Origin of the sequence: uncultured Brachyspira sp. (assembly GCF_910578695.1) — a bacterium.
Classification (GTDB): domain Bacteria; phylum Spirochaetota; class Brachyspiria; order Brachyspirales; family Brachyspiraceae; genus Brachyspira.
In genome coordinates this window covers 62202-87080 of the sequence record NZ_CAJTQJ010000007.1, presented here as the reverse complement: position 1 = coordinate 87080, position 24879 = coordinate 62202, and the positions used below count along the sequence as shown (strand labels likewise).

Annotated in this window: 18 protein-coding genes; 7 read left to right on the top strand and 11 right to left on the bottom strand. The window is 27.5% G+C overall.

Annotated features, from left to right (window positions below; all coding sequences use genetic code 11):
- Nucleotides 1-78 precede the first annotated feature (78 nt).
- Together gyrB and QZ288_RS03950 are read left to right on the top strand one after the other, a co-directional pair.
- Nucleotides 79-1989 (top strand): DNA topoisomerase (ATP-hydrolyzing) subunit B, encoded by a 1911-nt coding sequence (gene gyrB, locus QZ288_RS03955; protein WP_295155217.1) that lies wholly within the window; start codon nucleotides 79-81, stop codon nucleotides 1987-1989.
- A gap of 73 nt (nucleotides 1990-2062) precedes the next feature.
- Entirely contained in the window at nucleotides 2063-3034 is a 972-nt protein-coding gene (locus QZ288_RS03950; RefSeq protein WP_295155214.1) for an NAD(P)-binding domain-containing protein, read from the top strand.
- Between the two features lie 272 nt (nucleotides 3035-3306).
- Here the strand turns inward: QZ288_RS03950 and QZ288_RS03945 are convergent, their stop codons facing one another.
- Together QZ288_RS03945 and QZ288_RS03940 are read right to left on the bottom strand one after the other, a co-directional pair.
- Entirely contained in the window at nucleotides 3307-5154 is a 1848-nt protein-coding gene (locus tag QZ288_RS03945) for a bifunctional UDP-sugar hydrolase/5'-nucleotidase (protein ID WP_295155211.1), read from the bottom strand.
- Between the two features lie 71 nt (nucleotides 5155-5225).
- Nucleotides 5226-5588: a hypothetical protein gene (locus QZ288_RS03940; RefSeq protein ID WP_295155208.1), complete on the bottom strand. Its 363-nt coding sequence runs from the start codon at nucleotides 5586-5588 to the stop codon at nucleotides 5226-5228.
- Nucleotides 5589-5827: 239 nt separating this feature from the next.
- On the opposite strand from QZ288_RS03940, the gene lexA reads away from it, so the two are divergent.
- Complete coding sequence (lexA, locus tag QZ288_RS03935) at nucleotides 5828-6454, top strand: transcriptional repressor LexA (protein WP_295155205.1); 627 nt, start codon at nucleotides 5828-5830, stop codon at nucleotides 6452-6454.
- A 25-nt stretch (nucleotides 6455-6479) separates the two neighbouring features.
- Here the strand turns inward: lexA and QZ288_RS03930 are convergent, their stop codons facing one another.
- On the bottom strand, nucleotides 6480-6977 hold the full coding sequence (locus QZ288_RS03930) for a YajQ family cyclic di-GMP-binding protein (RefSeq protein WP_295155202.1): 498 nt from the start codon (nucleotides 6975-6977) through the stop codon (nucleotides 6480-6482).
- A gap of 66 nt (nucleotides 6978-7043) precedes the next feature.
- Nucleotides 7044-8534, bottom strand: a complete 1491-nt coding sequence (locus QZ288_RS03925) for a glycogen synthase (RefSeq protein WP_295155199.1) — start codon at nucleotides 8532-8534, stop codon at nucleotides 7044-7046.
- A 165-nt stretch (nucleotides 8535-8699) separates the two neighbouring features.
- On the opposite strand from QZ288_RS03925, the gene QZ288_RS03920 reads away from it, so the two are divergent.
- On the top strand, nucleotides 8700-10226 hold the full coding sequence (locus QZ288_RS03920) for a UDP-N-acetylmuramoyl-L-alanyl-D-glutamate--2,6-diaminopimelate ligase (protein WP_295155196.1): 1527 nt from the start codon (nucleotides 8700-8702) through the stop codon (nucleotides 10224-10226).
- 34 nt (nucleotides 10227-10260) lie between these two features.
- Here the strand turns inward: QZ288_RS03920 and QZ288_RS03915 are convergent, their stop codons facing one another.
- From QZ288_RS03915 to rplI, 3 genes are read right to left on the bottom strand one after another with little or no spacing between them, the layout of a single operon-like run.
- Complete coding sequence (locus QZ288_RS03915) at nucleotides 10261-11067, bottom strand: ABC transporter permease (protein ID WP_295155193.1); 807 nt, start codon at nucleotides 11065-11067, stop codon at nucleotides 10261-10263.
- A 21-nt stretch (nucleotides 11068-11088) separates the two neighbouring features.
- Nucleotides 11089-12489, bottom strand: a complete 1401-nt coding sequence (gene dnaB / locus QZ288_RS03910; RefSeq protein ID WP_295155190.1) for a replicative DNA helicase — start codon at nucleotides 12487-12489, stop codon at nucleotides 11089-11091.
- A gap of 26 nt (nucleotides 12490-12515) precedes the next feature.
- Nucleotides 12516-13040, bottom strand: a complete 525-nt coding sequence (gene rplI, locus QZ288_RS03905; RefSeq protein WP_295155187.1) for a 50S ribosomal protein L9 — start codon at nucleotides 13038-13040, stop codon at nucleotides 12516-12518.
- A 196-nt stretch (nucleotides 13041-13236) separates the two neighbouring features.
- Here rplI and QZ288_RS03900 point away from each other — a divergent pair, with 196 nt between their 5' ends.
- Complete coding sequence (locus QZ288_RS03900) at nucleotides 13237-13752, top strand: flavodoxin family protein (protein ID WP_295155184.1); 516 nt, start codon at nucleotides 13237-13239, stop codon at nucleotides 13750-13752.
- 67 nt (nucleotides 13753-13819) lie between these two features.
- Here the strand turns inward: QZ288_RS03900 and QZ288_RS03895 are convergent, their stop codons facing one another.
- A complete protein-coding gene (locus QZ288_RS03895; protein WP_295155182.1) occupies nucleotides 13820-14632 on the bottom strand; it encodes a TatD family hydrolase in 813 nt (270 codons plus the stop codon).
- A 28-nt stretch (nucleotides 14633-14660) separates the two neighbouring features.
- Nucleotides 14661-14999 carry an HIT domain-containing protein gene (locus tag QZ288_RS03890; RefSeq protein ID WP_295155179.1) on the bottom strand — a complete coding sequence of 113 codons (339 nt, stop codon included), beginning with the start codon at nucleotides 14997-14999 and terminating at the stop codon, nucleotides 14661-14663.
- Between the two features lie 189 nt (nucleotides 15000-15188).
- Between QZ288_RS03890 and QZ288_RS03885 the strand changes: the two genes are divergently transcribed.
- Both QZ288_RS03885 and QZ288_RS03880 read left to right on the top strand, forming a co-directional pair.
- Nucleotides 15189-15995 (top strand): ZIP family metal transporter, encoded by an 807-nt coding sequence (locus QZ288_RS03885; RefSeq protein ID WP_295155176.1) that lies wholly within the window; start codon nucleotides 15189-15191, stop codon nucleotides 15993-15995.
- A 24-nt stretch (nucleotides 15996-16019) separates the two neighbouring features.
- Complete coding sequence (locus QZ288_RS03880; protein WP_295155173.1) at nucleotides 16020-16955, top strand: alpha/beta fold hydrolase; 936 nt, start codon at nucleotides 16020-16022, stop codon at nucleotides 16953-16955.
- Between the two features lie 39 nt (nucleotides 16956-16994).
- Here the strand turns inward: QZ288_RS03880 and QZ288_RS03875 are convergent, their stop codons facing one another.
- Both QZ288_RS03875 and QZ288_RS03870 read right to left on the bottom strand, forming a co-directional pair.
- A complete protein-coding gene (locus QZ288_RS03875) occupies nucleotides 16995-17723 on the bottom strand; it encodes a hypothetical protein (RefSeq protein ID WP_295155170.1) in 729 nt (242 codons plus the stop codon).
- Nucleotides 17724-17837: 114 nt separating this feature from the next.
- Complete coding sequence (locus tag QZ288_RS03870) at nucleotides 17838-24809, bottom strand: ABC transporter (RefSeq protein ID WP_295155167.1); 6972 nt, start codon at nucleotides 24807-24809, stop codon at nucleotides 17838-17840.
- Nucleotides 24810-24879: the final 70 nt, after the last annotated feature.

Below are 24879 nucleotides of genomic sequence, written 5' to 3'. Positions count from 1 at the left end.
TTTATTCATTATATAATATGCATATTAAAGTTTAAAAATAATAAATATTAATAAATATTTAAGAGGAAAATTACAAATATGGCTGCAGAAAAAACATATAGCTCGAAAAATATTCAAGTTTTAGAGGGATTAGACCCTGTTAGAAAGCGTCCTGGTATGTATATCGGTTCTACAGGCATTCAAGGTCTGCATCATTTAGTATATGAAGTTGTAGATAATAGTATAGATGAAGCTATGGCAGGATATTGTAAGAATATAACTGTTACTATAAAAAAAGATAATATAATAGAAGTAGAAGATGACGGAAGAGGAATACCTGTTGATATGCATCCGAAGCTTAAAATTTCTGCTTTGGAAGTTGTAATGACTAAACTGCATGCAGGCGGTAAATTCGATAATGAAACATATAAAGTATCAGGCGGTTTGCATGGCGTAGGAGTATCTGTAGTTAATGCTTTAAGTACAGAATTAATAGCCGAAGTGAGTAAAGACGGCAAGCTTTATAAACAAGTATATCATAAAGGTGTTGCTGAAGAACCTGTAAAAGAGGTTGGAACAAGCTTAAAAACAGGAACTAAAGTAACATTTAAAGCAGATGCTGATATATTTGAAACAACAGAATATGACTATAAAATACTTGCAAATAGATTAAGAGAATTAGCATTTCTTAACAGAGGAATAAAAATAACACTCAAAGATGAGAGGGAATCCAAAACTATTAGCAATGATTTTTATTATGAGGGCGGTATAGAAATGTTTATTACCCACCTTAATGAAAATAAAAAAACATTGCATGATAAGCCTATATACCTTCATAAAAATGAAGATAAAACAGATGTAGAAGTTTCTATGCAGTATGTTGATGCATATAATGAAAATATATTCAGTTATTGTAATAATATTAATACTACAGAGGGCGGTACTCATTTAGTAGGATTCAGAACTGCTTTGACTAGAGTTTATACTGATTTTGCTAAAAAGCTTGAATTGGATAAAAAAAATAAAATAACATTTATGGGAGAGGATACCAGAGAAGGATTAGTTGCTGTAGTATCTGTAAAAATACCTAATCCTCAATTTGAAGGACAGACAAAAACAAAATTAGGCAATACAGAGGTTAGAACTGTAACAGAAAAACTTGTAGTTGAAGGCTTGAATGATTATTTTTCGCAAAACCCTAAAGTTATAAAAGCTATTTTAGAAAAAATCATATCCGCCGCACAAGCGAGGGAAGCTGCTAGAAAGGCAAGAGACTTAGCAAGAAGAAAAAATGCATTGGAAAGCGATTCATTACCGGGAAAGTTAGCCGACTGTTCAGAACAGGAAGTTGATAAATGCGAAGTATATCTTGTAGAGGGAGATTCTGCAGGCGGTACTGCTAAAGGAGGAAGAGACAGACATTTCCAAGCTATTTTGCCTCTTAGAGGTAAAGTATTAAATGTAGAAAAAGCAAGACTTGATAAAATAATAGATACTGACAGTTTAAAGCCTATTATTGCTGCATTAGGATGCGGTATTGGGGCATCATTTGATATATCAAAAATAAGATACGGAAGGATTATTATAATGGCTGATGCTGATATTGACGGCTCGCATATAAGAACTTTGCTTTTAACTTTTTTCTTTAGGTATATGCGTCCTTTGATAGATTTAGGACATATATTTATAGCCGTTCCTCCCCTATATAAAATAAGTTTCGATAAGAAAAATTTTGTATATGCTTATTCTGATGAACAGAGAGATAAAATATTAGGCGAAAATAAAGACAGAAAATATGATATACAAAGATATAAAGGTTTGGGCGAAATGAATGCCGATCAATTATGGGAAACTACTATGAATCCTGAAACCAGACTTATGTATCAAGTAGTTACAGAAGATGCTGAAAAAGCTGATCAATTATTTTCTATGCTTATGGGAGATGAAGTTAAGCCTAGAAGAGATTTTATTGAATCTAATGCAAGGTATGTTAAAAATTTGGATGTTTAATATTTCTTATATTTTTATTGTATATTTTTTTTTAAACTAGTATAATACAAATGCATACTAAAGGAGATAATAAATGGATAATAAATATGACTTGATTATTGTAGGAGGCGGACCTGGAGGAATTGCTGCTGCTGTTGAGGCTGCTATACTAGAAATGCCTAAAGTTCTTTTAATAGAAAAGGGAGATAATCATTCTACTACTATTAGAAAATTTTATAAAGATGATAAAAGAGTAGACAAAGACTATAAGGGAGAAAGTTTAGATTTAAGAGGAAATATAAAATTTGAAACTGCAACTAAAGGCGATGTATTAGATTTATTCAGTGAATGCTTGTTTGGAAACTATATAGAGGCTATGTTTAATACTGAAGCTGAATCTATCAAAAAAAACGGAGAATATTTGGAAGTAAATACTTCTGATAATAAAAAATATATATCAAAATATGTTGTAGCTTCTATAGGTAAAATGGGAAAGCCAAATAAGCCTGATTACCCTATACCTGCCAACTTAAATAATGCAGTGAATTTTAATATTTATAAATGCAAAGAAAATGAAAAGGTATTAGTAGTAGGAGGAGGCAACTCTGCTGTTGAATATGCTTATTTGCTTGGTAAAGATAATGATGTTACTATAAATTATAGAAAATCAGAATTTACAAGACCAAATGAAAAAAATTTGGAAACTATAAAAGAGGATATCTCAAGCGGAAAGGTAAAAGCAAAATTAGGAATTGATATTAAATCTATAGAAGATAAAGAAGGAAAAATTTTAGTTCATTATAGTGATGGTACAGATGATATTTATGATAGGGTTATATATGCTTTAGGAGGATCTGCTCCTGTAGATTTCTTGAAAAGATGTAATATAGAATTAGATGCGAATGGAGTGCCTATGGTTAATGAGAATAATGAAAGTTCTGTGCAAAATCTATTTATAGCAGGAGATATACTATATAAATCAGGCGGCTCAATAGCTAAGGCTTTGAATGCAGGATTTGATATAGTAAAATATATACATAATTTAATTAATACTAAAAATGCTTAATTCATCAAATAAAAAAACTTAAATTAATTTAAACTGAAAATTTTGTTTTTGTATAAATGAAACAGCTAAACAGCAGATAATTTTATGATAAAACAAAAAGTGAAAAATATTTTTTGTTTTTAAAATCTATATTATAAATTATTTTAAACTATATAAAAAAAATATTCTCTCTAAATAATAAAAACTCTAAAGTTTATTATATTATCATATTTAGTAAAGAATTAAAAAATAAGTAATTAATATAAACTTAATACTTTTTATTTTATTAAATTTTAATTATAAGGATACAATAGCTTATAATCTTTTTTCTTTGCAGCTTCAACATAATTTTCAGGCACTGCTTTCCAATTATTAAGTTTTTCTACTGTAACAGCATTATTTTGTTCTTCAAACCAATTTATTATATAGTATCTCAAATCTTTATCAGTGGATTTTAATACTAAATCCATATTCTGTAATGTTTTTAAATCTATACCTGCACCTTGTATAAGATGTCCGCCGCCGCCGCTTCCTCTATAAGAGTTAATAGCAACTTTATATTCTTTATCCAATTCAAATGCCCTTCCGTCAGATAATGACTCTATAATAACCTTTTCACCATTAGGCTTAGTAACATCAATAGTATAATTTAATCCTGCAGAACTTTCATAATTATATATAGGAGTTACAGTATCATAAGAATTATATCTATTATTAAATATAAGCTCGCCATTTAAATCCTTTTTAAAAGCTATAATATGATCATTAATATCATTCATAGTATTAAACCATCTTCCATAAGAATATTCCATAGCATCTTTAATCTGTTTTCCTGTTAATCTCATAATATAAAAGAAATTCTCATAAGGATATAAATTAAACATATCTTTTACTTTTATAATTCCATTATTTAAAACAGCATCTTTACTTAAAGGAGCGGCAAAAGAAATATCTGCCTTTTCTGAAAGTTCTTTTTCTGCTATTGTAAACTGCAGATTATGTATAAAGCTTAAAAAATAACTGTCTCCGAATACGGCTTCATCTGAAACTAATTTTGTATTTAAATTACCTATATCTCTTCCAACCCATTTTTCTATATTTTTTTTAGCATCAGAAAATTTATATAAAAATTCTTTATCAGCTTCAAATTTAGAAGGATCTACAAGCTCTCCTTTTAATTCAGCATTCCATAATTTATTATCTTTATCATATTTCATACTAACATCAATAGAAACAATATATCTCGCAGCATTAACTCCGCCGTATATAGGAACTATTTTTCCGCTTGGACTTTTTACTTCTTTATTTTTTTGTTTTGTAATTTCATCATACCCTAATCCGCTCCATCCTTGATGATCATGTCCTACAAGTACAATATCAAAACCATCAACTTCTTCTGCAACTAACTGACTTGCATTCTCATTTTTATATCTTTCTTTATCATCTGTATAATTAGCACCTGAATGAAAAAGTCCTATAAGCATATCAGGTTTTTCTTTATCTTTAATTATTTTAACCCATTTCTTGGCAGATTCTACCATATCTTCTGCAGCTAAGCCCTCATATAAAACTTTAGGTAATTGTCTGTCTATTGCAGGCTCTATAAGTCCAAGAACAGCTATTTTTACTCCGTTTTTTTCTATTACAGCATAAGGCTTAAAATACGGATTTTTAGTATTTTCATCTATTAAATTAGCAGATATTAAAGGAGCTTTTAACTCTTTTGCCATTTTATCATAAACATTATGTCCTGCTTCTATATCATGATTGCCAATACATACTGCATCATAATGCATATAATTTAAAACTTCTGACCATATATGAGGCTCATTGGTAGATACAAAATTATAATAATAAACTGTAGGCTGTCCCTGAAGAGAATCCCCATCATCTAATAAAAGTATTGTTTTTCCTTCATTTTTTAAATGCTTCAAATATGAAGATACATGTGCCATAGAAGTATTTTCTTCTTTATCTGTAATAAAGTTATATGGAAATATCATTCCGTGAATATCAGTTGTCTGAACTATAGTGAAATTTACTTCTTCTTCAGGATATACTCTATCATTAGAATTACATGATATAGTTGTAGTAAGCAGTGTTGATAAAAAAAGTCCCATTATTAAATAACCTCTTTTCATATATATACCCTATAAAATAACTCAGCCTATATTATTATAGTATAGTAAAAATATGATAAAAAAACTATAAATTACTCTATTTTTAAAACTTTTTTGACAATATCAATATTATATATTATGAAATTTACAGAGTTAAATATATAATACGAAGTAAATATGATTAGAAATATTAAAAATACTCTTTTTATAACAGTTTTTGATTTACTGCTTTTATCTTCAGTCCAAAACAAATCTATAATATCTTTCTTCTTTCTATTATTGGAAGATTTATTTTTTTTGCTATTTTTGCTGTTTTTTTCTTGCTTTTTATTTTTTAATAAAACCCTAAAAATCAAAGATATGATAATATAAATTAAGCATGCAAATATAATAAAATTGAATATCAAATAAAAAGTCATTATTTGTTCAATATCATTCAAATTAAATTTTTCCATAATACTAATCTCCTAATAATATCTAATATAACAATTATATATCAAAATTACAATAGCTTGCTATTATGATGTCAGTCTTCAGCAAAATTATAAAACACTATAATTTTTTATATTGAGACTCCTAAATCATTATTTATTTTAATCAGTAATTAATATTATTTTTTTATATAAAAACTTGACATCATATTTTTATATAGTATAATAAGAAATACTGCATACAAATATAAAGAGGTATACCTATGACTGAATTAACAGACAAACAAAGAGATATTTTTTATTTTTTACAAAAATTTACCAATGAAAACGGCTATCCTCCAACAGTTAAAGAAATTATGGTGCATTTTAATTTCGCTTCTCCCACTGCAGTAACAACACATCTAACGGCTTTAGAAAAAAAAGGATATGTAAAAAAAACAGGTAAAAGAGCAAGAGGGAGTGTCCCTATAAACACATTTAACAAAGGCAATCATAATATGATAAAAATACCGCTTTTAGCTAATGAAGTAAAAGCAGGACTTTTAATGGACGCAGCAGATGAATCTATAGAAGAAACATACTCACTGCCTAAATCTATAGCTCAGAACGAAAATAATTTTCTTATGAAAGTAATAGGGGATTCGATGATAAATGCTTGTATAAAAGAAGGCGATATGGTATTAGTTCATCCTTCAAATGAAGCTGATAATGGCGATATTGTAGTTGCTAAAATAGATAATAATGGCAATGAAGAAATAACTATAAAAAGATTTTTCAGAGAGAGAAACTATATTAAATTAATATCAGAAAATAATAGTTATCCTCCTATAGAAAAAGAAAGCATTTCAATAGTAGGAAAAGTAATAGGACTTATAAGATTAAAAATATAAAAAAGGGGGGTTATTCCCCTTTTTATTATCTGTAATTTGTAAACTGCAAAGGTATAGGATAATCTTTTCCCTTAATCATTGTAATAACCGACTGCAAATCATCTTTTTTAGCTCCTGATACTCTAATCTGTTCATCTTGTATGCTTGCCTGAACCTTTAATTTCATATCCTTAATGTCTTTTACTATCTTTTTGGCTAAATCTTTATCTATGCCGTTAACTATTTCATTAATCTCTCTTACAGCATCTCCTGCTGCTTTTTCTTTTTTCTTCTCTCTCAGGCATTTTTGATTCAAGCCTCTTTTAATAAATTTTTGAAATAAAATATCTCTAACTTGATTAAGTACAAAATCGGCAGGTGCTAATATAGTAATTGTCTTTTCGCCTTTATTCAATTCAATTTGTATGTTCTGTCCTTTGAAATCAAATCTATTATCTATTTCTTTAACTGCCACATTAACACAATCATCTATAACCTGCATATCAACCTCAGAAACTATATCAAAACTAGGATCTTTTGCCATAATAAACTCCTTTAAATAAATATTTATTAATATTCAAGCATTAATTTTTAATATAAAATCATATTATTATTTAACTAATAATTTTTTATAAAGCTTAACATATTCCAAAACGGTTTTCTGAAGAGAATAATCTTTATTCATAGCATTAAGTATAAGTTTATCCCAAACATTTTTTTTATTATAATATAAATCGAAAGCTAAGTCCATAGTATTAACAAAACTTTTTATAGAATAATCATTAAAACTAAAACCTGAAGCCTTATTTATACTCTTATTTCCATTATAATTTATAACAGTATCTTTAAGCCCTCCGACTGCATGAACTATAGGCAAAGAACCATATTTCATACTATATATCTGATTAAGTCCGCAAGGCTCAAAACGGCTCGGCATTAAGTACATATCGCTTCCTGCTGTTAATCTATGTGCTAATGATTCATCGAATGCAAACAGTACTTTTATATTTTTTGCTCTGTCAGCCCTGTCTATAAAATCTTTCTCAAAGTCTTTAAGATAATTATTTTTGCTGAATAAGAAAATAAAATTAGCATTATAAGATGAAAGTTCAAAAAAAGACTGATATATCAAATCAAGCCCTTTCTGAATATCAAATCTCGATATCATAGTTACAAGAGGATAATTTTTATTTGAAAAATTGAATTCTTTGTAGAGACTATTTCTTATAAGCATTTTGTTTTTTATAGAATCTATATCATAATTATTTTTTATATGCTTATCTGTTTTAGGATTCCAAGAATTATCATATACGCCGTTAAGAATTCCGTATAATTTATAAGATATATCCATAAGCAGATTATTCATTCCGCATCCGAATTCTTCTCTTTGAATCTCTAAAGAATATGAAGGGCTTACAGTTGTAACTATATCGGAAAGTATAATTCCAGCCTTAATAAAACTTACATAACCGTAAAATTCTAATCTGCTATGAACAAAAAATTTCCAAGAAATATTAAGAAGAGGATATATATTAGTAGGAAAATTTCCCTGATATGCCAAATTATGAATAGTAAAAATAACCTTTATATTTTCTAATGCCTTTTCTTCATTATAAACTTCTTTTATATAAAGTGCAGTTAAAGCAGTCTGCCAATCATGAATATGAACTATATCCAATTTAAATTTTTCTTCTTTGTATAAATGAATAATAAGTTTAATGACAGCCTTTGAAAAAAGTATAAATCTCCCAGCATTATCAGGATAATCATTGCCATTTTCAGAATAAATTCCATTTCTTTTAAACATACTGTCTTGTTTAATAAAATAAATATCTACATTATCATTTTCAGGATGTTTTATTTTTGCTATCTCAGTTTTTATTGTTTCTTTGCCGTATTCTATTTGAAACTCAGCAATAATATTTTTCTTACTTATTAATTTATAATTCTGCTTGTATAAAGGTATCAGCAAAGAAGCATTGATTTTAGAAGAACCAAATTTCATAGAAGATAATACCAAAGGAAAACTTCCTGCAATATCTCCTAAACCTCCTGTTTTGGAAAAAGGATATGCTTCGCTGGATACCATAAATATATTCATAAATTACTTCCATAAATATTTTACTATGATATAGTTATATATCTTTTAAAGTTAAAAATCAAGTAATTTATTTTTTATAATATTGATATAAAATAATATATAATTTTTTACTATAAAATTTATAAAATTGTTTATAATATTATAAAAATAAAAATGGGAAAAAATATGAAGTATTTTAAAGAATTAATTAAAGACTATAAAGTATCAAAAGAAAAACAATTAACAGAAGAATGCTTAAATACAGAAATAAAAGGCATATCATATAATTCAAGACTGATAAAAAAAAATTATTTATTTACAGCAATAAAAGGCTTAAAAGATGACGGACATAAATATATAGAAAATGCTGTAAAAAATAAAGCAGTCATTATAATATATGATAATGCCGCAGATAAAAATTTAATAAAAGAATTTAAGAGAAAATATAATAAAGTATATTTTATAGCCGTGAAAAATCCTAGAGAATGTCTTGCATATATTTCAGCAAAGTTTTTTGATGAACCTACAAAAAAAATCAATACTATAGCAATAACAGGAACCAATGGGAAAACCACTACTACATATCTATTAAAGTCTGTACTTGAAGCTAGTAAATATAAAACAGCATTAATAGGTACTATAAAAAATATGATAGGTAAAAGCGAAATAAAAACAAATCTAACAACTCCTGAATCCATTGACTTAGAAAATATATTTTATAAATCCTTAAAAAAAGAAGTATCTCATATAGTTATGGAATCATCATCTCAGGCACTTGCTATGAACAGATGCGATTATTTAAATTATGATACTGCCATTTTTACTAATATAACAGAAGATCATCTTGATTATCATAAAGATATGCAAAGTTATCTTAAAGCCAAATTAAAACTATTTTCATTATTAAAAGAAAGCAGCAAAAAGAAAAAATTAGCAATAATCAATATAGATACAAATAATTTTAATCAGATATATAATTATATAAAAAAACTAGGAATAAAAATTGTCACTTACGGAATTAATGAAAATGCTGATTATTACGGAAAAGTAATCTCATTAAATTCAAAAAATACAGAATATGAATTCTATGCAAAGGGTAAATTTATATCAAAAGTAAAATTATCAATGCTTGGAAGATTTAATATATTAAATTCACTGTCAGTTTTAGCATATATTTGCGAATATAAATTAGATATAGAAAAATCAATAAAAGCAATGAGAAAAGTTCAGGTAGCAGGAAGATTTGAAATAGTAACTAAAGAAAAACATCCGTTTATAGCGGCAGTTGATTATTCACATACTCCTGACAGTTTAGAAAATATTTTAATAGAAGCTAGAAAATTAAATCCTAATAGAGTGATAACAGTATTTGGATGCGGAGGAGACAGAGATAGAAAGAAGCGTCCTATAATGGCACAAATAGCAGAAAAATATTCAGATATTATTATACTTACTGCTGATAATCAAAGAACAGAGAATATTAATCAGATAATGAATGATATTGAAAAAGGATTTAAAAATAATAATTATAAAAAAATAATAGACAGAAAGGAAGCTATATTTGAGGCTGTAAAAGAAGCTAAAAAAAATGATATAGTTATAATAGCAGGAAAAGGTCATGAAACTTATCAGATATTTCCTGATAAAACTATACATTTTGATGACAGAGAAGAAGCAAAAGAAGCTCTAAAAAAATATTATCCGAATATTTAAATATAATAAATGAGCAGTATACAAAAAATTATAATTACATTCCAAACATACCAAGTATAGAAACAAGTATATAATCAGTCACAAGTATTATCATAAAGCTGTAAACAACACTTGTAGTAGTAGCCTTACCTACTCCTTCAGCACCGCCTGAAGTTTTAAATCCGTAAAAGCAAGATATAAGCATAACTTCAGCACCGAATATAGTAGACTTAATTAAACTTCCGATAAAATCACCAACACTAATAACAGCAATAGCCCTGTCAAAATAATGCATAGGATCGCTTCTTAAAACAAATACAGTAACAACAGCACCGCCCAAAACACCTATAACATCTGCAGAAACTGTAAGCATAGGAAGGGATATTACAGCAGCCCAAAAACGGGGAACAGCAACATATTCTATAGGATTAGTATATAAAGTTTTTAAAGCATCTAACTGCTCGCTTACCTGCATAGTGCCTATTTCAGCAGTAACAGAACTCCCTACCCTTCCTGCAAATATCAAAGCAAGAAGCATAGGCGATAATTCCTTAACCATAGCCTTACCAACCATAGAACCTACAAACTGAGATATACCCTTAAGTACGCTGTCAAGCACAACTGCTATTTGTAATGACATAACCATACCTGTACAAAGCACAGTAACAGCTGCAACAACAAAAGAATCAACCCCCATTCTTATTATCTGTTCTTTCAATAATTTAAAAGAGAATGTACTTCTAAATGTATATTTGAATACCTCTATAATAAGAGAGGCAAATTCTCCTAAATATGCAAGAAAATAACTAATTTTACTTTTTATGCCTTTTCGTAATTCTATCTTTACATCAAATAATTCCATAATAAAATTACTCCTATAATATTAAACTGTGCTATTATTATAAATATTTTCAAATCTAGTTTGGTCAGCTATGAAATTAAGAGGCAGCCCATCTAATATAGCACCATTTCTATGTTTTGCAAGTATTACTTCTATTTGATTTGTTTTTTCATCTATTACTTCATCATCTTTTTCTTCTTTACTTGGCTTTTGTCTATGAAGAAACATTACAATATCAGCATCCTGCTCTATAGAACCCGACTCTCTCAAATCTGAAAGTCTAGGTTTATCCTGCCTCTGTTCAACAGCCCTTGAAAGCTGAGCCAATGCTATAACAGGTACATTAAGCTCTTTTGCTAATGCTTTAAGTCCTCTTGAAATATCAGCAATTTCCTGTTCTCTGGTACCATTTTTTCTTGAATGAGATGCGGAATGTATAAGCTGAAGATAATCAACAACTATCAGTTTCAAATCAATTTCTTTTCCCGAAGTTTTACTTATCTCTGCAAATTTATATTTCATCTGCCTAGCCTTTCCTCTTATTTCCATAATAGTTAATTGGCTGGAATCATCTATTAAAAGATTAGCCTGAGATAAGCTATTAAATGTTTGTCCGAGTTTTGTCCATTCCTGCTTTTCTATATCTCCGGACCTTATTCTGGATAAATTTATTCTTGCCTTGCTTGATAATAATCTTTCAACTAGCTGCATACGGCTCATTTCAAGAGAAAAAAAACCTATTCCAAAACTAACTGTTTCTATATTTGTAATAACATGTTCTATTATATTAAGTGCAAAACTTGTTTTACCTACAGAAGGTCTTGCCGCCAATATTATTAAATCTGAAGGCTGAAAACCGTGCGTAACTTTATCAAGTCCTATGAAACCTGAAGGAACTCCTGTAACTGTACCTTTATGCTTTTTTCTGCTTTCTATTGTAGTTAAAGCTTCATAGAGTAAATCCCGTATATGAATAAAATCATTATCTAGTCTTCTTTGAGTAACTTCAAATATTTTTTTCTCAGCAAAATCAGCAATCTCTTTAGTTTCAGCATCTTTTGCCTCATAAGCCGATTTTTGTATATCCTGAGAAACTGTTATCAAATCCCTTAATAATGATTTTTCTGCAATAATCTCAGCATAATATTTTGCATTCTGATGAAAAGGCGTTCCGTCTATAATACGAAATAAATATGCTTCATCATTTTGTATAATTTTATCAAATAATCCGTTTTCTTTAAGATATCTTAAGGCAGTTTCCTGATTGACTGCTATGCCTCTATTATGCATTTCTAAAATGCTTTCATAGAGCATACGATTTCTTTCACTGTAAAAGTCAGTAGATTTTATTTTAGATATAGAAGCCGATATAGCCTGAGAGTTCTGAAGCATTGCACCCAATAGAGACTCTTCAGCCTCTATTGAGCAAGGTGTATTATTCATTAAATATTATGCCTATTAATTGTTTATTAAACTTCTGCAGAAACAGCTGCATTTTCTTCTTTTTTGACTTCTTCAGCCTCTTTAACCTCTTCTGAAGCAGCTTTCTCATCTACATTAACAACTTTTATTTTTATATTAGCATTAACACTATGATATAATTTTATTTCTACTTCAAATTCGCCCAATTCTTTTATATGCTTTTCCATATGAACATCGCGTTTATTTATATCAATTTCTTTTTCTTTCAAAGCATCAACTATAGTCTGCTGGCTTACAGAACCGTATAATTTTCCGTTTTCAGCAACTTTCATAGGTATAACTACTGTAATATCTACAATTTTACCTTTCAAAATTTCTGCTTCCATTTTTCTTTTAGCTCTCTTCTTCTCTAAACTCTTCTGCATTTGAGCTAAAGTTTTTAAATTAGCAGCATTCTTTACTACTGCTATATTTCTTGGAATAAGGTAATTTCTTGCATAGCCGTCTTTTACTTTACATATATCACCTTCATAACCTAATGATATAAAATCTTTTTTTAAGATAACTTCCATCTGCCTTCTCCTTTATTTACTCTATTAATAATATAATAAACTTCGCTTTACAATTGATACATTATATCATAATAATATTATAATAGCAAGCATTAAATTATTACTCAAAAAAATAAGTAAATACCGCTGTATAGTATATTGATAAACTTTGAAAAAATGCTATAATAATTAGACTATTCTAACAAAGGAGTTAAAAATGAAATATTCTATTATTTATACAAGTAAAAGCGGAAATACTGAAAAATTAGCATTAGCAATAAAAGAAGCTGCCAATGGAGAATGTCTGCAATGCGTAAAAACTAATGCAGCTGATAATGCTAAAATTGATGATTCTGATTTAATATTTGTAGGGGCAGGAAACTATAGAGGAAATTGCGATGATGCGGCAGGAAAGTTTATGCAGACATTAAAAAACAAAAAAGTATTTTTATTTATGACTGTCGGATACGGCAATAATCAAAAATACTATGATAAAATGATTAATCCTTCTAAGGCTTTCTTGGATTCTTCTAATACTTTAGTCGGCACTTATGTTTGTCAGGGGCAGTGGATGGAAGGACAGAAAAAAAATTTAGAAAATATGCTTTCCAAAGCTTCAAATGATGATGAGAAAAAAGCTATTCAATCTAAATTAGGAAATTATGATAATGCTATGGGACATCCTGATGCTGATGATTTAAATAAATTAAAAGAAATTGTTAAATCTATATAATTAAAATAAGTTCTTATAATTAAGATAAATTATTATAAGAACTTTTTATTTTATTTATTATATTTACTTATATTCTATTTAAGTCTATAGGAAGTTCTAATACTCTCACAGCATTTTCTAAAGCAGTTCTCATAATATCCTCGCTCTTCTCACCTCTAACCTCAGATAAAACTTCTACCGTATACGGAATGAATGAAGGCTCATTTGCTCTGCCTCTAACCTTTTGAGGAGTTAAATAAGGGGAATCGGTTTCTATTGTAAACATATCTTTAGGTACATATTTAACAGCATCTCTTATAAAATCATTTTTCATATATGTAGCTGAACCCGAAAAAGATAATATATATCCCAAATCCAAAGCATTTTTAGCATCTTCAATATTTCCGCTGAAGCAATGAAATATTCCTCTCTTAGGCAAATCCGCTTCTTTAAGTATTTTAAAAGTATCTTTAAAAGCATCTCTGCTATGTATTAATATAGGAAGCTCAGTTTTTTTTGCTGTTTTGCATAAAGCTCTAAAAAACTCTTTTTGTTCATCTTTATTTTCATCATTATGATAATAGTCAAGCCCTATCTCTCCTACAGCATATATTGATTTATTTCTATTTTTTAATGTTTTTTTATTTAAATTTTTTATTTTTAATTCAAAAGCCTTTAAAGTATCTTCATCATTTTCATTTGCATAATCAGGATAATAGCCTATACTAAAAAATACTCCCTCAGCATCGGATAATATAAACATACGCTCGCCTATATCATCTGGGTGAACTCCTATATCAATAAAATAAAATATACCTGCCTTATTGGCACGTTTTAAAACTTCTTCTAATTCCTTACTCTTCTTTGATATATATGTTAGATGGCAGTGACTGTCTATCATTATATTTACTCCAATTATATCTTATTTTTTATTCTTCTAAATTATCTCCCGAAAGTATATGAAAATGAACATGAAATACTGTCTGCCCTGCTCCAACTCCGCAATTATTAATTATTCTAAAAGACTCTAAACCTTGTTCTTTTGCTGTTTCTTTTATAGTTTCTAAAATATTTCCCATTAAAATATTATCTGTTTCTAATATATTTTTAATATGCATTTTCGGTACAGCAAGCAAATGAACTTTAGCTTTAGGATTCAAATCTGAAAATACTACACAGTATTCATTTTCTTTTATAAAATTTGAAGGAATTTCTCCGCTTATAATTTTACAAAATACGCAGTCTCCATCTTGATTAAAATTCGGCATAATAAAATCTCCTTAAACATAAATAAAAAAATTATATTATAATAATAATAAATCAAAATAAAAAATTAATCTAGTATTATAATAATTTATTTGATTAAAAATATTCATTAGCAGTTATTATAAACATTGAAAATTAAATTAATAAAATATAAAATATACAGCATATAAATAATCGAAAAAGAGGCAGAAATGATATCAAACTCATCAGCAATTGAATTGGCATTATTTGCAGGAAGTATAACTTTTTTATTTACTGCATTAGGCTCAGGTCTTGTATTTTTATTTATATCAGAGATAAGACCAAAACTATTAGCATCTATGTACGGATTTGCTGCAGGCGTAATGACTGCTGCTAGTTTTTGGTCGCTTCTTGCTCCTTCAATAGAATTATCAGAGAGTACTAATATTCCTAATTGGGTTATACCTGTATTAGGATTTTTATTGGGTGCTTTTTTTATATGGTTATTAGATAAAATACTTCCTCATATGCATATAGTTAATGGAAATGAAGAACAAGAGGGTGTTAAAGTAAAATTATCAAAAAGCATATTATTATTTTTAGCAATAACTTTACATAATATACCAGAAGGCTTGGCTATAGGAGTAACATTTGGTGCTTTTTCTATAGGAGACGGTAAAGTAACATTTAATGCTGCTTTGGCATTGGCACTTGGAATAGGTTTGCAGAACTTTCCTGAAGGTGCTGCTATTTCACTTCCTCTAAAAACTACAGGAGTATCAAAATTAAAATCTTTTTTACTAGGTACTATATCAGGCATAGTTGAGCCTATTGCTGCAGTTATAGGTGCTGTAGCTGTTACAAAACTTACTATTATACTTCCTATATCTTTAGCTTTTTCTGCAGGTGCTATGATGTATGTAGTTGTAGAAGAACTTGTGCCTGAAGCTGTTTTAGAAGAACATAATCATTTCGGAGTATTCGGATTTATATTAGGCTTTGCTATAATGATGGTATTAGATACCGCTTTGGGATAAACTATATTATTATGGAGAATTATAATGATTTCAGTATTATATATAATATCTTTTATTATAATTTTAATATTAATAATTTTAATAATAATTTCAAATCATTTTGTTAATAAAATTTTAATAAAAACTAATAAAAAACTTTTTGAAAAAGATGAAAATAAAAAAGAAGAAAGCGAAGAAAAAAAATTAAAAAAAGAAAAAACAAAAATATGGTTTGAAACTTATCAAGAAGATAAATACACAATTTCAATCGATAATAAAAAACTTCATTCTCATTTTATGAAAAACAATGAAAGTAATATATACATTATAATTGTACATCCTTATGAAGGCAGAGGCTCTTATATGAAATATTTTGCTAAGCAGTTTTATGATATGGGATTTAATATATTGGCTGTAGATTTAAGAACTCACGGAGAAAGCGAAGGTGAAATATATTCCCTTGGATATTTGGAAAGACTTGATGTGCTTGCTTGGATAAAATATATAAATGATAATTATAATAATACTGAAATAATTCTTTACGGAATATCTATGGGAGCAAATGCTGTTATGATGTGCTGTAATGAAAATGAACTTCCTAATAATGTAAAAGCTGTAATAGAAGATGCAGGATTCACAAATGCTTATGAACAATTAAAAAGAAGAATAGATATAGCTTATAAATTTTCTTTTCTTCCTATAGTTGAATTTACATCATTAATAGCTAAAATAAGACTTGGATTTTCATTTAAAGATATTGATGTAGAAAAAAGAGTGTCAAAATCAAAAATACCAATTCTTTTTATACATGGAGATAAAGATGAATTAGTAGACTGTAGTATGTCTTATAAATTATATGAAGCCTGCTCTTCAGAAAAGCAAAAACTTATTATAAAAGAAGGAAAACATATATCAGCTGTATTTAATGATGAATATTTATATTGGAATACTATTAAAGATTTCATAAATAAGTATATTTAAAAAGGCAGGATAATTTTTTTTATCCCGCCTAATAATAAATTAATCATCTACAAAATAGAAACTTATCTGACCTCCAACATCAAAAGCTCCTAAATCATTTTTATTGAATGCAGCATCTGTAACCTTTCCAGGTCCGAAATCATATCCTGCATAAAACCCTATACCTAAAGCAGTTTCATCGCTGAAGTAAAATAAATAATCTAATGTAAGTTTAACATAAGGAATTATAGGCATTTTATATTTATTTTTAATATCATTAAAAGTATAATATGTATTAGAATTTTCAAATTGATTATATGCTGTATTATAATTTTGTGTGGCTTCTCCTCCGTATAATGGAATTTTTATTCCTGCTCCAAAGCCTATAAAAAAGTTATATACATTAATTTTTGGAAGTATGCCTATAACTAATGTATCAAAATAATAAGTAGTTTTAATATTCTCATATCTATCTGTATTGCCGACGCGTTTGCTTTCATTGTAGGCATAAACATCTCTATGATAAGCCAAATCTAATGATAAAGAAAATCCTAAATAATTATCAAAACCATTGTATATACCAGGAGTTATGCCCACACCCCATTCAAAAGCAGAACCTGAAGTTAATTTTCCTTCACTTTTATTAGCTCCTAATTTATAGTCTTGATAGCTTTGCGAAATTGATGCTCCTAATGGTACATATAAACCTATGCCTGCATTAAAATCAGCAAAAAGAGCTTGAATTTGCATTATAAAAATACTAAAAATTATTATGTATATCTTTTTCATAAAAACACCCTTTATTAATATTTATGATTATATTATAATATATTGTAAATAAAATGTCAAGAAAAAGTAAATATTTTTTACTAAAAAATATATTTTTAATTAAAAAAGTAAAATTTATTTAGGAATTCCAGGTAATATATAATCAAATAAAGCATAGTTAGCCATATATAAAGTACTTCTATCATTTGGATTTATAGCATTAATAGGAACTCTATTATTTTTTATATATTTATATGAATCAATTATTCCCTTATCAAAATTTTGATACAAATACTTCATTACAGTATAATAATCGCCGGAAGAATCAGAAGTATATGTAAATAAAAGTTTAGTATCATTTCTGGATTTTAAATATGCATTTATATCATTATTTCTAGCAGGAGATAAGAAAATATCCATATCATCATAAGGCTTATCTCTATTAGTATCTATGCCTATATAATGCATTAAATCAGTTTTGCCTGCAGGGTTTTCTAAAGATTTTACAGCAGAACTTTCCAATGAAGTATAAAAATTGGTTTCTATATTTAATTTAATAGACGGCTTTCCAATTTCCAAAACAGATGAAGGTGAGTATTGGAATTCTCTTATTTTAACAACATCATTATTTTTGAATGCCTCTAAATATGCAAAAGGCACTGTAAATAAATTAGCAGCTGAACCTGTTATATATATTCTTTCAGCTCTTTGAGAATCATTAATAATATCTGATGAGAGCATAGCACTTTGAATAGATTTTAATGAGTTTCTTCTATCCCTTGCTCTTGATACATTAGTAAAATCATTTAAATATTTATTAAGTTTATCTCTGTCTATTAAAATGGATTTCTTAACTTCTGCATCGCCTACAACATAACTGTATGCAGTATATTTATTATTTTCATAAGAATAAAATATAAACATCGTATTAGTATTTTCATTTGAAAATATTTCATAAGCATTTTTTATATTATCATCAAAATCGCTTTCAGGAACCCGTATCTTATTTAAAAGTCCGTATATATAAGCAGAATTAGTTTTGTATAATGAATAAAATCTATCAGCAAAATCAGATACTGTTTCATTTTCAAATATATATCTATTTCCATATATATAATTCATAGTAATAAATATATCATTTTCATTAGTTGATTTAGAATCTATTATAGTATTTGCAACTGTTAATACTTCATTTGTGTTTTGCATTCTATTTAATAAATTTGTTATACTATCAATAGAAACCCTGCCGTATATCAAATCATAAAGAACAGCAACTTCTAAAATTTTCTCTTTATTATTTCCATCAGCTCTTCTTGCAATATAATTTAAATACCTTACATTTTCTTTAGCATCATTTTTTGCTTTCAAAAATCTCGATAAAGTTCTAGGAGTAAAATATTCATCTATCAAATCATAATTATCATTAGTATATAAATACATAAAATGCAATGCTATATTAGCTCCTTTTACAGCACCTTCTTCTCCCATTCTTCTATAAACAGGAAGCATTGATTTTATAAATCTATATGCATTAGAATCGCTTATATTACTGTAAGAACTTGAAAAGAATTTATACCCTTCTTCAGAAAAATAATAAGCTGAATTTGTATCTTTTGCATTATATCTGTCTTCAACTATTTTAGCATAATTAAGCATTTTTTCATTATCGCTTTGAGAATAAGCTATAACATTAGACATCATTGTCATACTAGGCGATTTGCTTGCAGCATAAGAATTATAAAGCCTCATTTTAAATTCATAAGCAGCATTAGATAATGAGGCAATACTGTAGTCAGGTTTTCCGTATACGGTAAACATATTATTATCATAGCCCATCATACTCTCTTCTAAAGAATTTGTAGACAATTTTCTGAAATAATTAGTATAAAAAATCATTCTGGAATTTTTTTCATCATTTCCTACTACTAAAGCTATATTATTCAAATTTCTTAAAACCCTTCTATTGTTTGTAAATGTAGCTCTATCGCAATAAACTATATAAAGATTTTTTTTCATTACATTAGATATATCAGAAGCATTTGCACCTGTTATATCAGTGACTAACGGAACATAAGAATTTGAAGCTAAATCTTTTAATTCTATAAATCTAAAATTACCTATACGCCTTCTTCTACTTTCTGAAGCGGTATTAGTTAATAAGGCATTAGAAGATAATGAATTAGAAGATAAATATTGATTAGTATTATATTCAATATTTCTGTATAAATTATTATTATCATATTCAGCAGAAACATCGTTAGCATAATTATAACTATAAATATTATTAGTGCTGTTTGTATTGCTTGCCATACTCATAGTATTTATTTCTCTTTGAGAGTTTCTAGCAGTTTTATAGAATGATATCAATTTACTGTCTATATAAGCGGTTTTAGGAGGAAGCATATATTCTGTAGAATCATATAATTCCCTCACAAAAATATTCTTATTGCTCATAATAATAGGTCTGAATCCTATATGAGTAACATAATTTTTAGTTTTAGGCATATCATTGCTTTGAATATAAAAATAAGTCTTTCCGTTTTCTCTTACAAATCTATAGCCTAAATAAGTATCCCAAATGAGAGTTTCATCTTTACGCATAGACTTATCAATATCTTCAGGCTTGAAATCGCATACAACTATAGGTTCTATAGGAGTATTAGAAAATTTTTCTAAAGCCTCTTTTTCGTATGCCGCAATTTCTTTTAACATAGCAGTCTCTGTTTTACTGTCATAAGGCGTGGAAACTGCATTCAAATATCTTTGATAAGAATAAATAGCCTTCTCATAAAGTTTATAATATTCTCTAAGATAGTAATTATTTTCTCCTAAAGTATAAAGCCTTCTGTCTAAAAATTTCCTTCTCATATTAATAGCATCAAACATAGCAAGTATATTAAGGCTGGCATCAGGATAACTGCCTTTCAAAAACTCTATAACTTTATATTTAGCCTGTCTTAATATAAAATTATTATCCTCAGCAAATGTTATCATAAATACGCTTTCTCTCATTCTCTGAAGTATTCTAAATACATATTGTATAGGATAATCTAAGCTGTCAGGATATATATTTCTATACTTTATACTGAAATCAATTAAAGTAGTTAATATTGCTATTTCTTCAACTGCAAATGCAGATGCCTGTGCTTTTGAAAATGCTGACATATATTCACGTGCTGCTTCTTCTATATATCCTGCTAATTCATAAGCTTTAGCCAAATTATATCTTATAATAATTTCTGTCTTTAAATCTACTGGAAAGTTAGAGTTTGATGATAAAATATACTTATATCTGTCAATAGCATCTTTAAGCATAGATAATCTTTCAACATTTATATCATGATCAGTTATATCCGAAGGATCATTATACTGTTTTTTTCTATTATTAAAATTAACATTATTATCTGCAGTAAGTTTGAAAGCCATTATATATTTAAAAGCCGCTATATGAGAATATAATAATAATCTGTCTTTTGTACTCACAGCATTATTTGTAGATAATATTTGAAGCGTTTTTGTTGTATTGAATAACTCTATAAAAAATTCTCTCTTCATAGAAGTTAAATCATTTTCTGATAAATATCTTAAATATAAAGAAGATAAACTTAAATAATTTTTAGCATCATTTTGAGCATTTTGAAATTTAAGACTAGGATTATTAGCTAAAGCCTTTTCATCTATAGTTTTTTCATATTCTTTTATAGAAGTTCTAAAAGACATTATAGAATTAGACTGATCTCCCTGCTTATAATAAAGATAACCCTCATTATTATAATATGTAGAAAGCATAAGAGGCTGTATAGATTTCTTCGGCTTATCTTTAATAACATAATTTCTATACGAATATAGGGCTTCTCTTGCCTCAGAATATCTGCCCATCTTTTCATATAATTCCTGATATATAGAATAAAGCATTTGCTGTTTATCAACATTAAGAGGCTCTCCGGGTATATATCCTCCTAAAGAAGCAAGTCCTAAATTTACTATATTAATATTTGCACCATATAAAGTTATACTTAAATAGTTCGGCGTATAAACAGATGAATCTAAACTATCAATTTTAGCTTTTACTTTATCGCAGTAGGATAAGGCATTATTATAATCCTCCAATTTAAGATAGCAGGCGGCAAGTAAAAGCTGATTAAGTTCATTTTTATTAACATCATTTTCTGTGAGTTTATCTCTTTCTAATAATGATTCTATAGCTTTTTTATAATCTTCCTGTTCTATTGCAGCTATAGATGTATAGCCTACTATTTTGTATATAGATTCCTTATCTCCTAATTTTTCAAATAAAGAACGCGAAATATCATATTCTCTATAAGCACCTTTTATATCATTATTCATCCATAAAGAATATCCATAGAAAAAATGATACCAAGCCCTGCTCTTATCAGTACCTACTTTATTCAAAAGACTTTCAGCCTCTTTATACTCATTTGCAGCATCTGAATATCTTCCGTTTATTAAATAAGAATTAGCAAGCATTATAGAAACTATACTTGGTTTAGTTTTTACTTTACTCTTTGCCATTATTAATGCATCTATAATATCAGCATCTAAATTTGCAGTTTGAAATGCCAGCATATTATAACCTATATATGTATTATTAGTTGCAGAATTATCTTTATATGCGGGTACTAATTCCATTACGCTTTTATATACTTTTTCATCTTGCAGAACCTGCATTTTTAAAGCCTGAGCAAATGTAAGCATTTCAGCTTTTTTTATATAATAATTTTCCTCTTCAGGATATAAGAATATGGCAAAATCAATATAAGATACAGCATTATTAACTATAGAATTAAAAGATTTATTTAAATATAAATAAAATCCGTCTTCTCTTTTTTTATCGCTTATAACATAACGCTCTTTACTATACTGTTTTAATAATGCCATTCCATAATATCTGTTAGCCAAATAATAATAGGCATTAGCTAATTCGGCATGTGCCTCATGAGATGAATATCTATTCTCCAAAATTGTTTTTTCTCTTTCAGCAATAGTTTTTTCTAATGATTCTATTGTACTGTATGCCCTAAGCCCGCTTTCTATAACTCTTGCAGAAGAAGAAGCATCAGTAGGATTATATTTCAAAGTTTCATTATAATTATCATAAGCAGCTGTATACTTACCTTCATTGTATGCTTTATCTGCTAAAGATTTATAATAATCAGCTAATATCTCTTTACAATTTTCAGCTTCATAAGTAGAATCAAAATTCTTACCGCCTGAACTTAAAGCATTTTTAAATAAAGCATAAGCTCCGTCATCTTTTTGAGCTAACAAAACTTTAGCATTTGCATAATTTCCCAATGCAAGCATTATTTCATTTTTAGATTCAAGATAAGGCTTAAATAAATTAACAGCAGCATCATAATTTCTTGAAAGTATAAGTCCGTCTAAATATATAAGTCTTGAAGCAACTGCCAAAGGTGCATAAGGATGAGAATTATCTATTATAACATTATATGGAATATTTGAATCCCTAATAAAATCTTTAGCTATTTCTAATCTGTCTGAAAATATTAAATCTTTTCTTCTATAGGGCTTATTATAAATATTACTGTCTTTGGGATATTTATAGCCATTATCTTCAACTGAATGTTCATATAATTTTGCAATTAACATATATAAATCTTTGCTTATATCAAGATTCATAATATTATCAAGTATATTTAATGTATCTTTATTTTTATTATCAGCTTTATACTTTTCATTTGCTGATATATATCCAGCCCAAGCTGTCAAATTAGTAATTTCTAAGTTATTATTAGTAAAAAAATATTCATTAGTATAATAATTTATATCAAACCAATTATTATTAGTATCAAATATATTATCTATTTTAGAAGTTAAAAATCCTGCCAAAGTATCTTCATACTCTGATATTAAAATTTCTTTAGAATTATTATATTCTTTAATATTATTATTAGAATACGATGATATCATCATATTAAAATATGCTTTGGCAACATTATTTTTATCCTCATTAAAAGGAAAATATTCAGCAAATCTTTCTATAGCACTGGATTTTCTATCGTATGGAAGCTCTATAAAACTATTGTACATACTTTGAGAATTATCATCTTTTATAAAATATTCTTTAGTAGAGCCCATAGTTACTATACTAGTACCATCTTCGCTTACCACATAAGCCCCTACCAAAGCAGAAGGATATGCTACATTAAAAGTAGTTAATTTAGTATCCTCATCTAATACATAATATTGATGCGTAGTCAAAGAATATGACATTAAACGCCTTTTATCATAGTATGTTAAATTTCCGTCTCTATCAGAATCTTTTTCTATTTCAAAATATATGATAGTATCATCATTATAAAATGCAGGATTAAATTTGAATGTTTTTGTATCTGTAAGTATATTTAAATTAGTTTCTGAATTAGAATCCAAATCTAATATTGCTAACTGAGAAAATGTATCTCCTATTTTTGAAGTTATAAATGCTATCTTCGTATCATCAAAAGAAAATGTAGGAGAAGAAGCTTCTATATCTGACATCTTTTTAACTTCTTTGCCATTAGGCTTAACTGTAAATAGCTTTTTTATTCCTGCATCTCTATCTGAAATGAAAGCTATAATATTACCTTTATGAGAAATAACAGGATCTATATCATAGCCTTTATAATCTGTAATTCTTATTATATTCTGCTCTAAATTTTCTAAATTATTTTTTGAAGTTCTTATACCGAAATTGACAAGTTTATATAAATAAATATCTCCGAAAGCATCATCTCTAGTAGAAGAAAAAACTATATATTTTGATTTCTCATCAACAGAAACCGATTCGTCTATGCTAGGACTTCTAGTTAATCTATAGGATTCCAAAGTATAAGAATCTATAGCAAAAATATCTGTATTTCCTGCATTTTCTCTTGTATAATATATCCAAGTACCTTCGCTGTCAATTACTGCATCTAATGCAGGATTAACTTCTCCTGATGTTAAAGAATATCTCTTATACTCTTTTAGAAAAGGTCTGCTCATAAATGCTGTATCAGAATTTTTCTGACTAGAAGCACATGCAAATAATACAAAAGAAAATAATAATAATATTTTTAATTTTATATAGCATTTAAATTTCATAGTATATTTCTACTTTAGTTTATATTATTAATAATAGGATAGATATTTAATTTATGGAATTAAGCAGTAA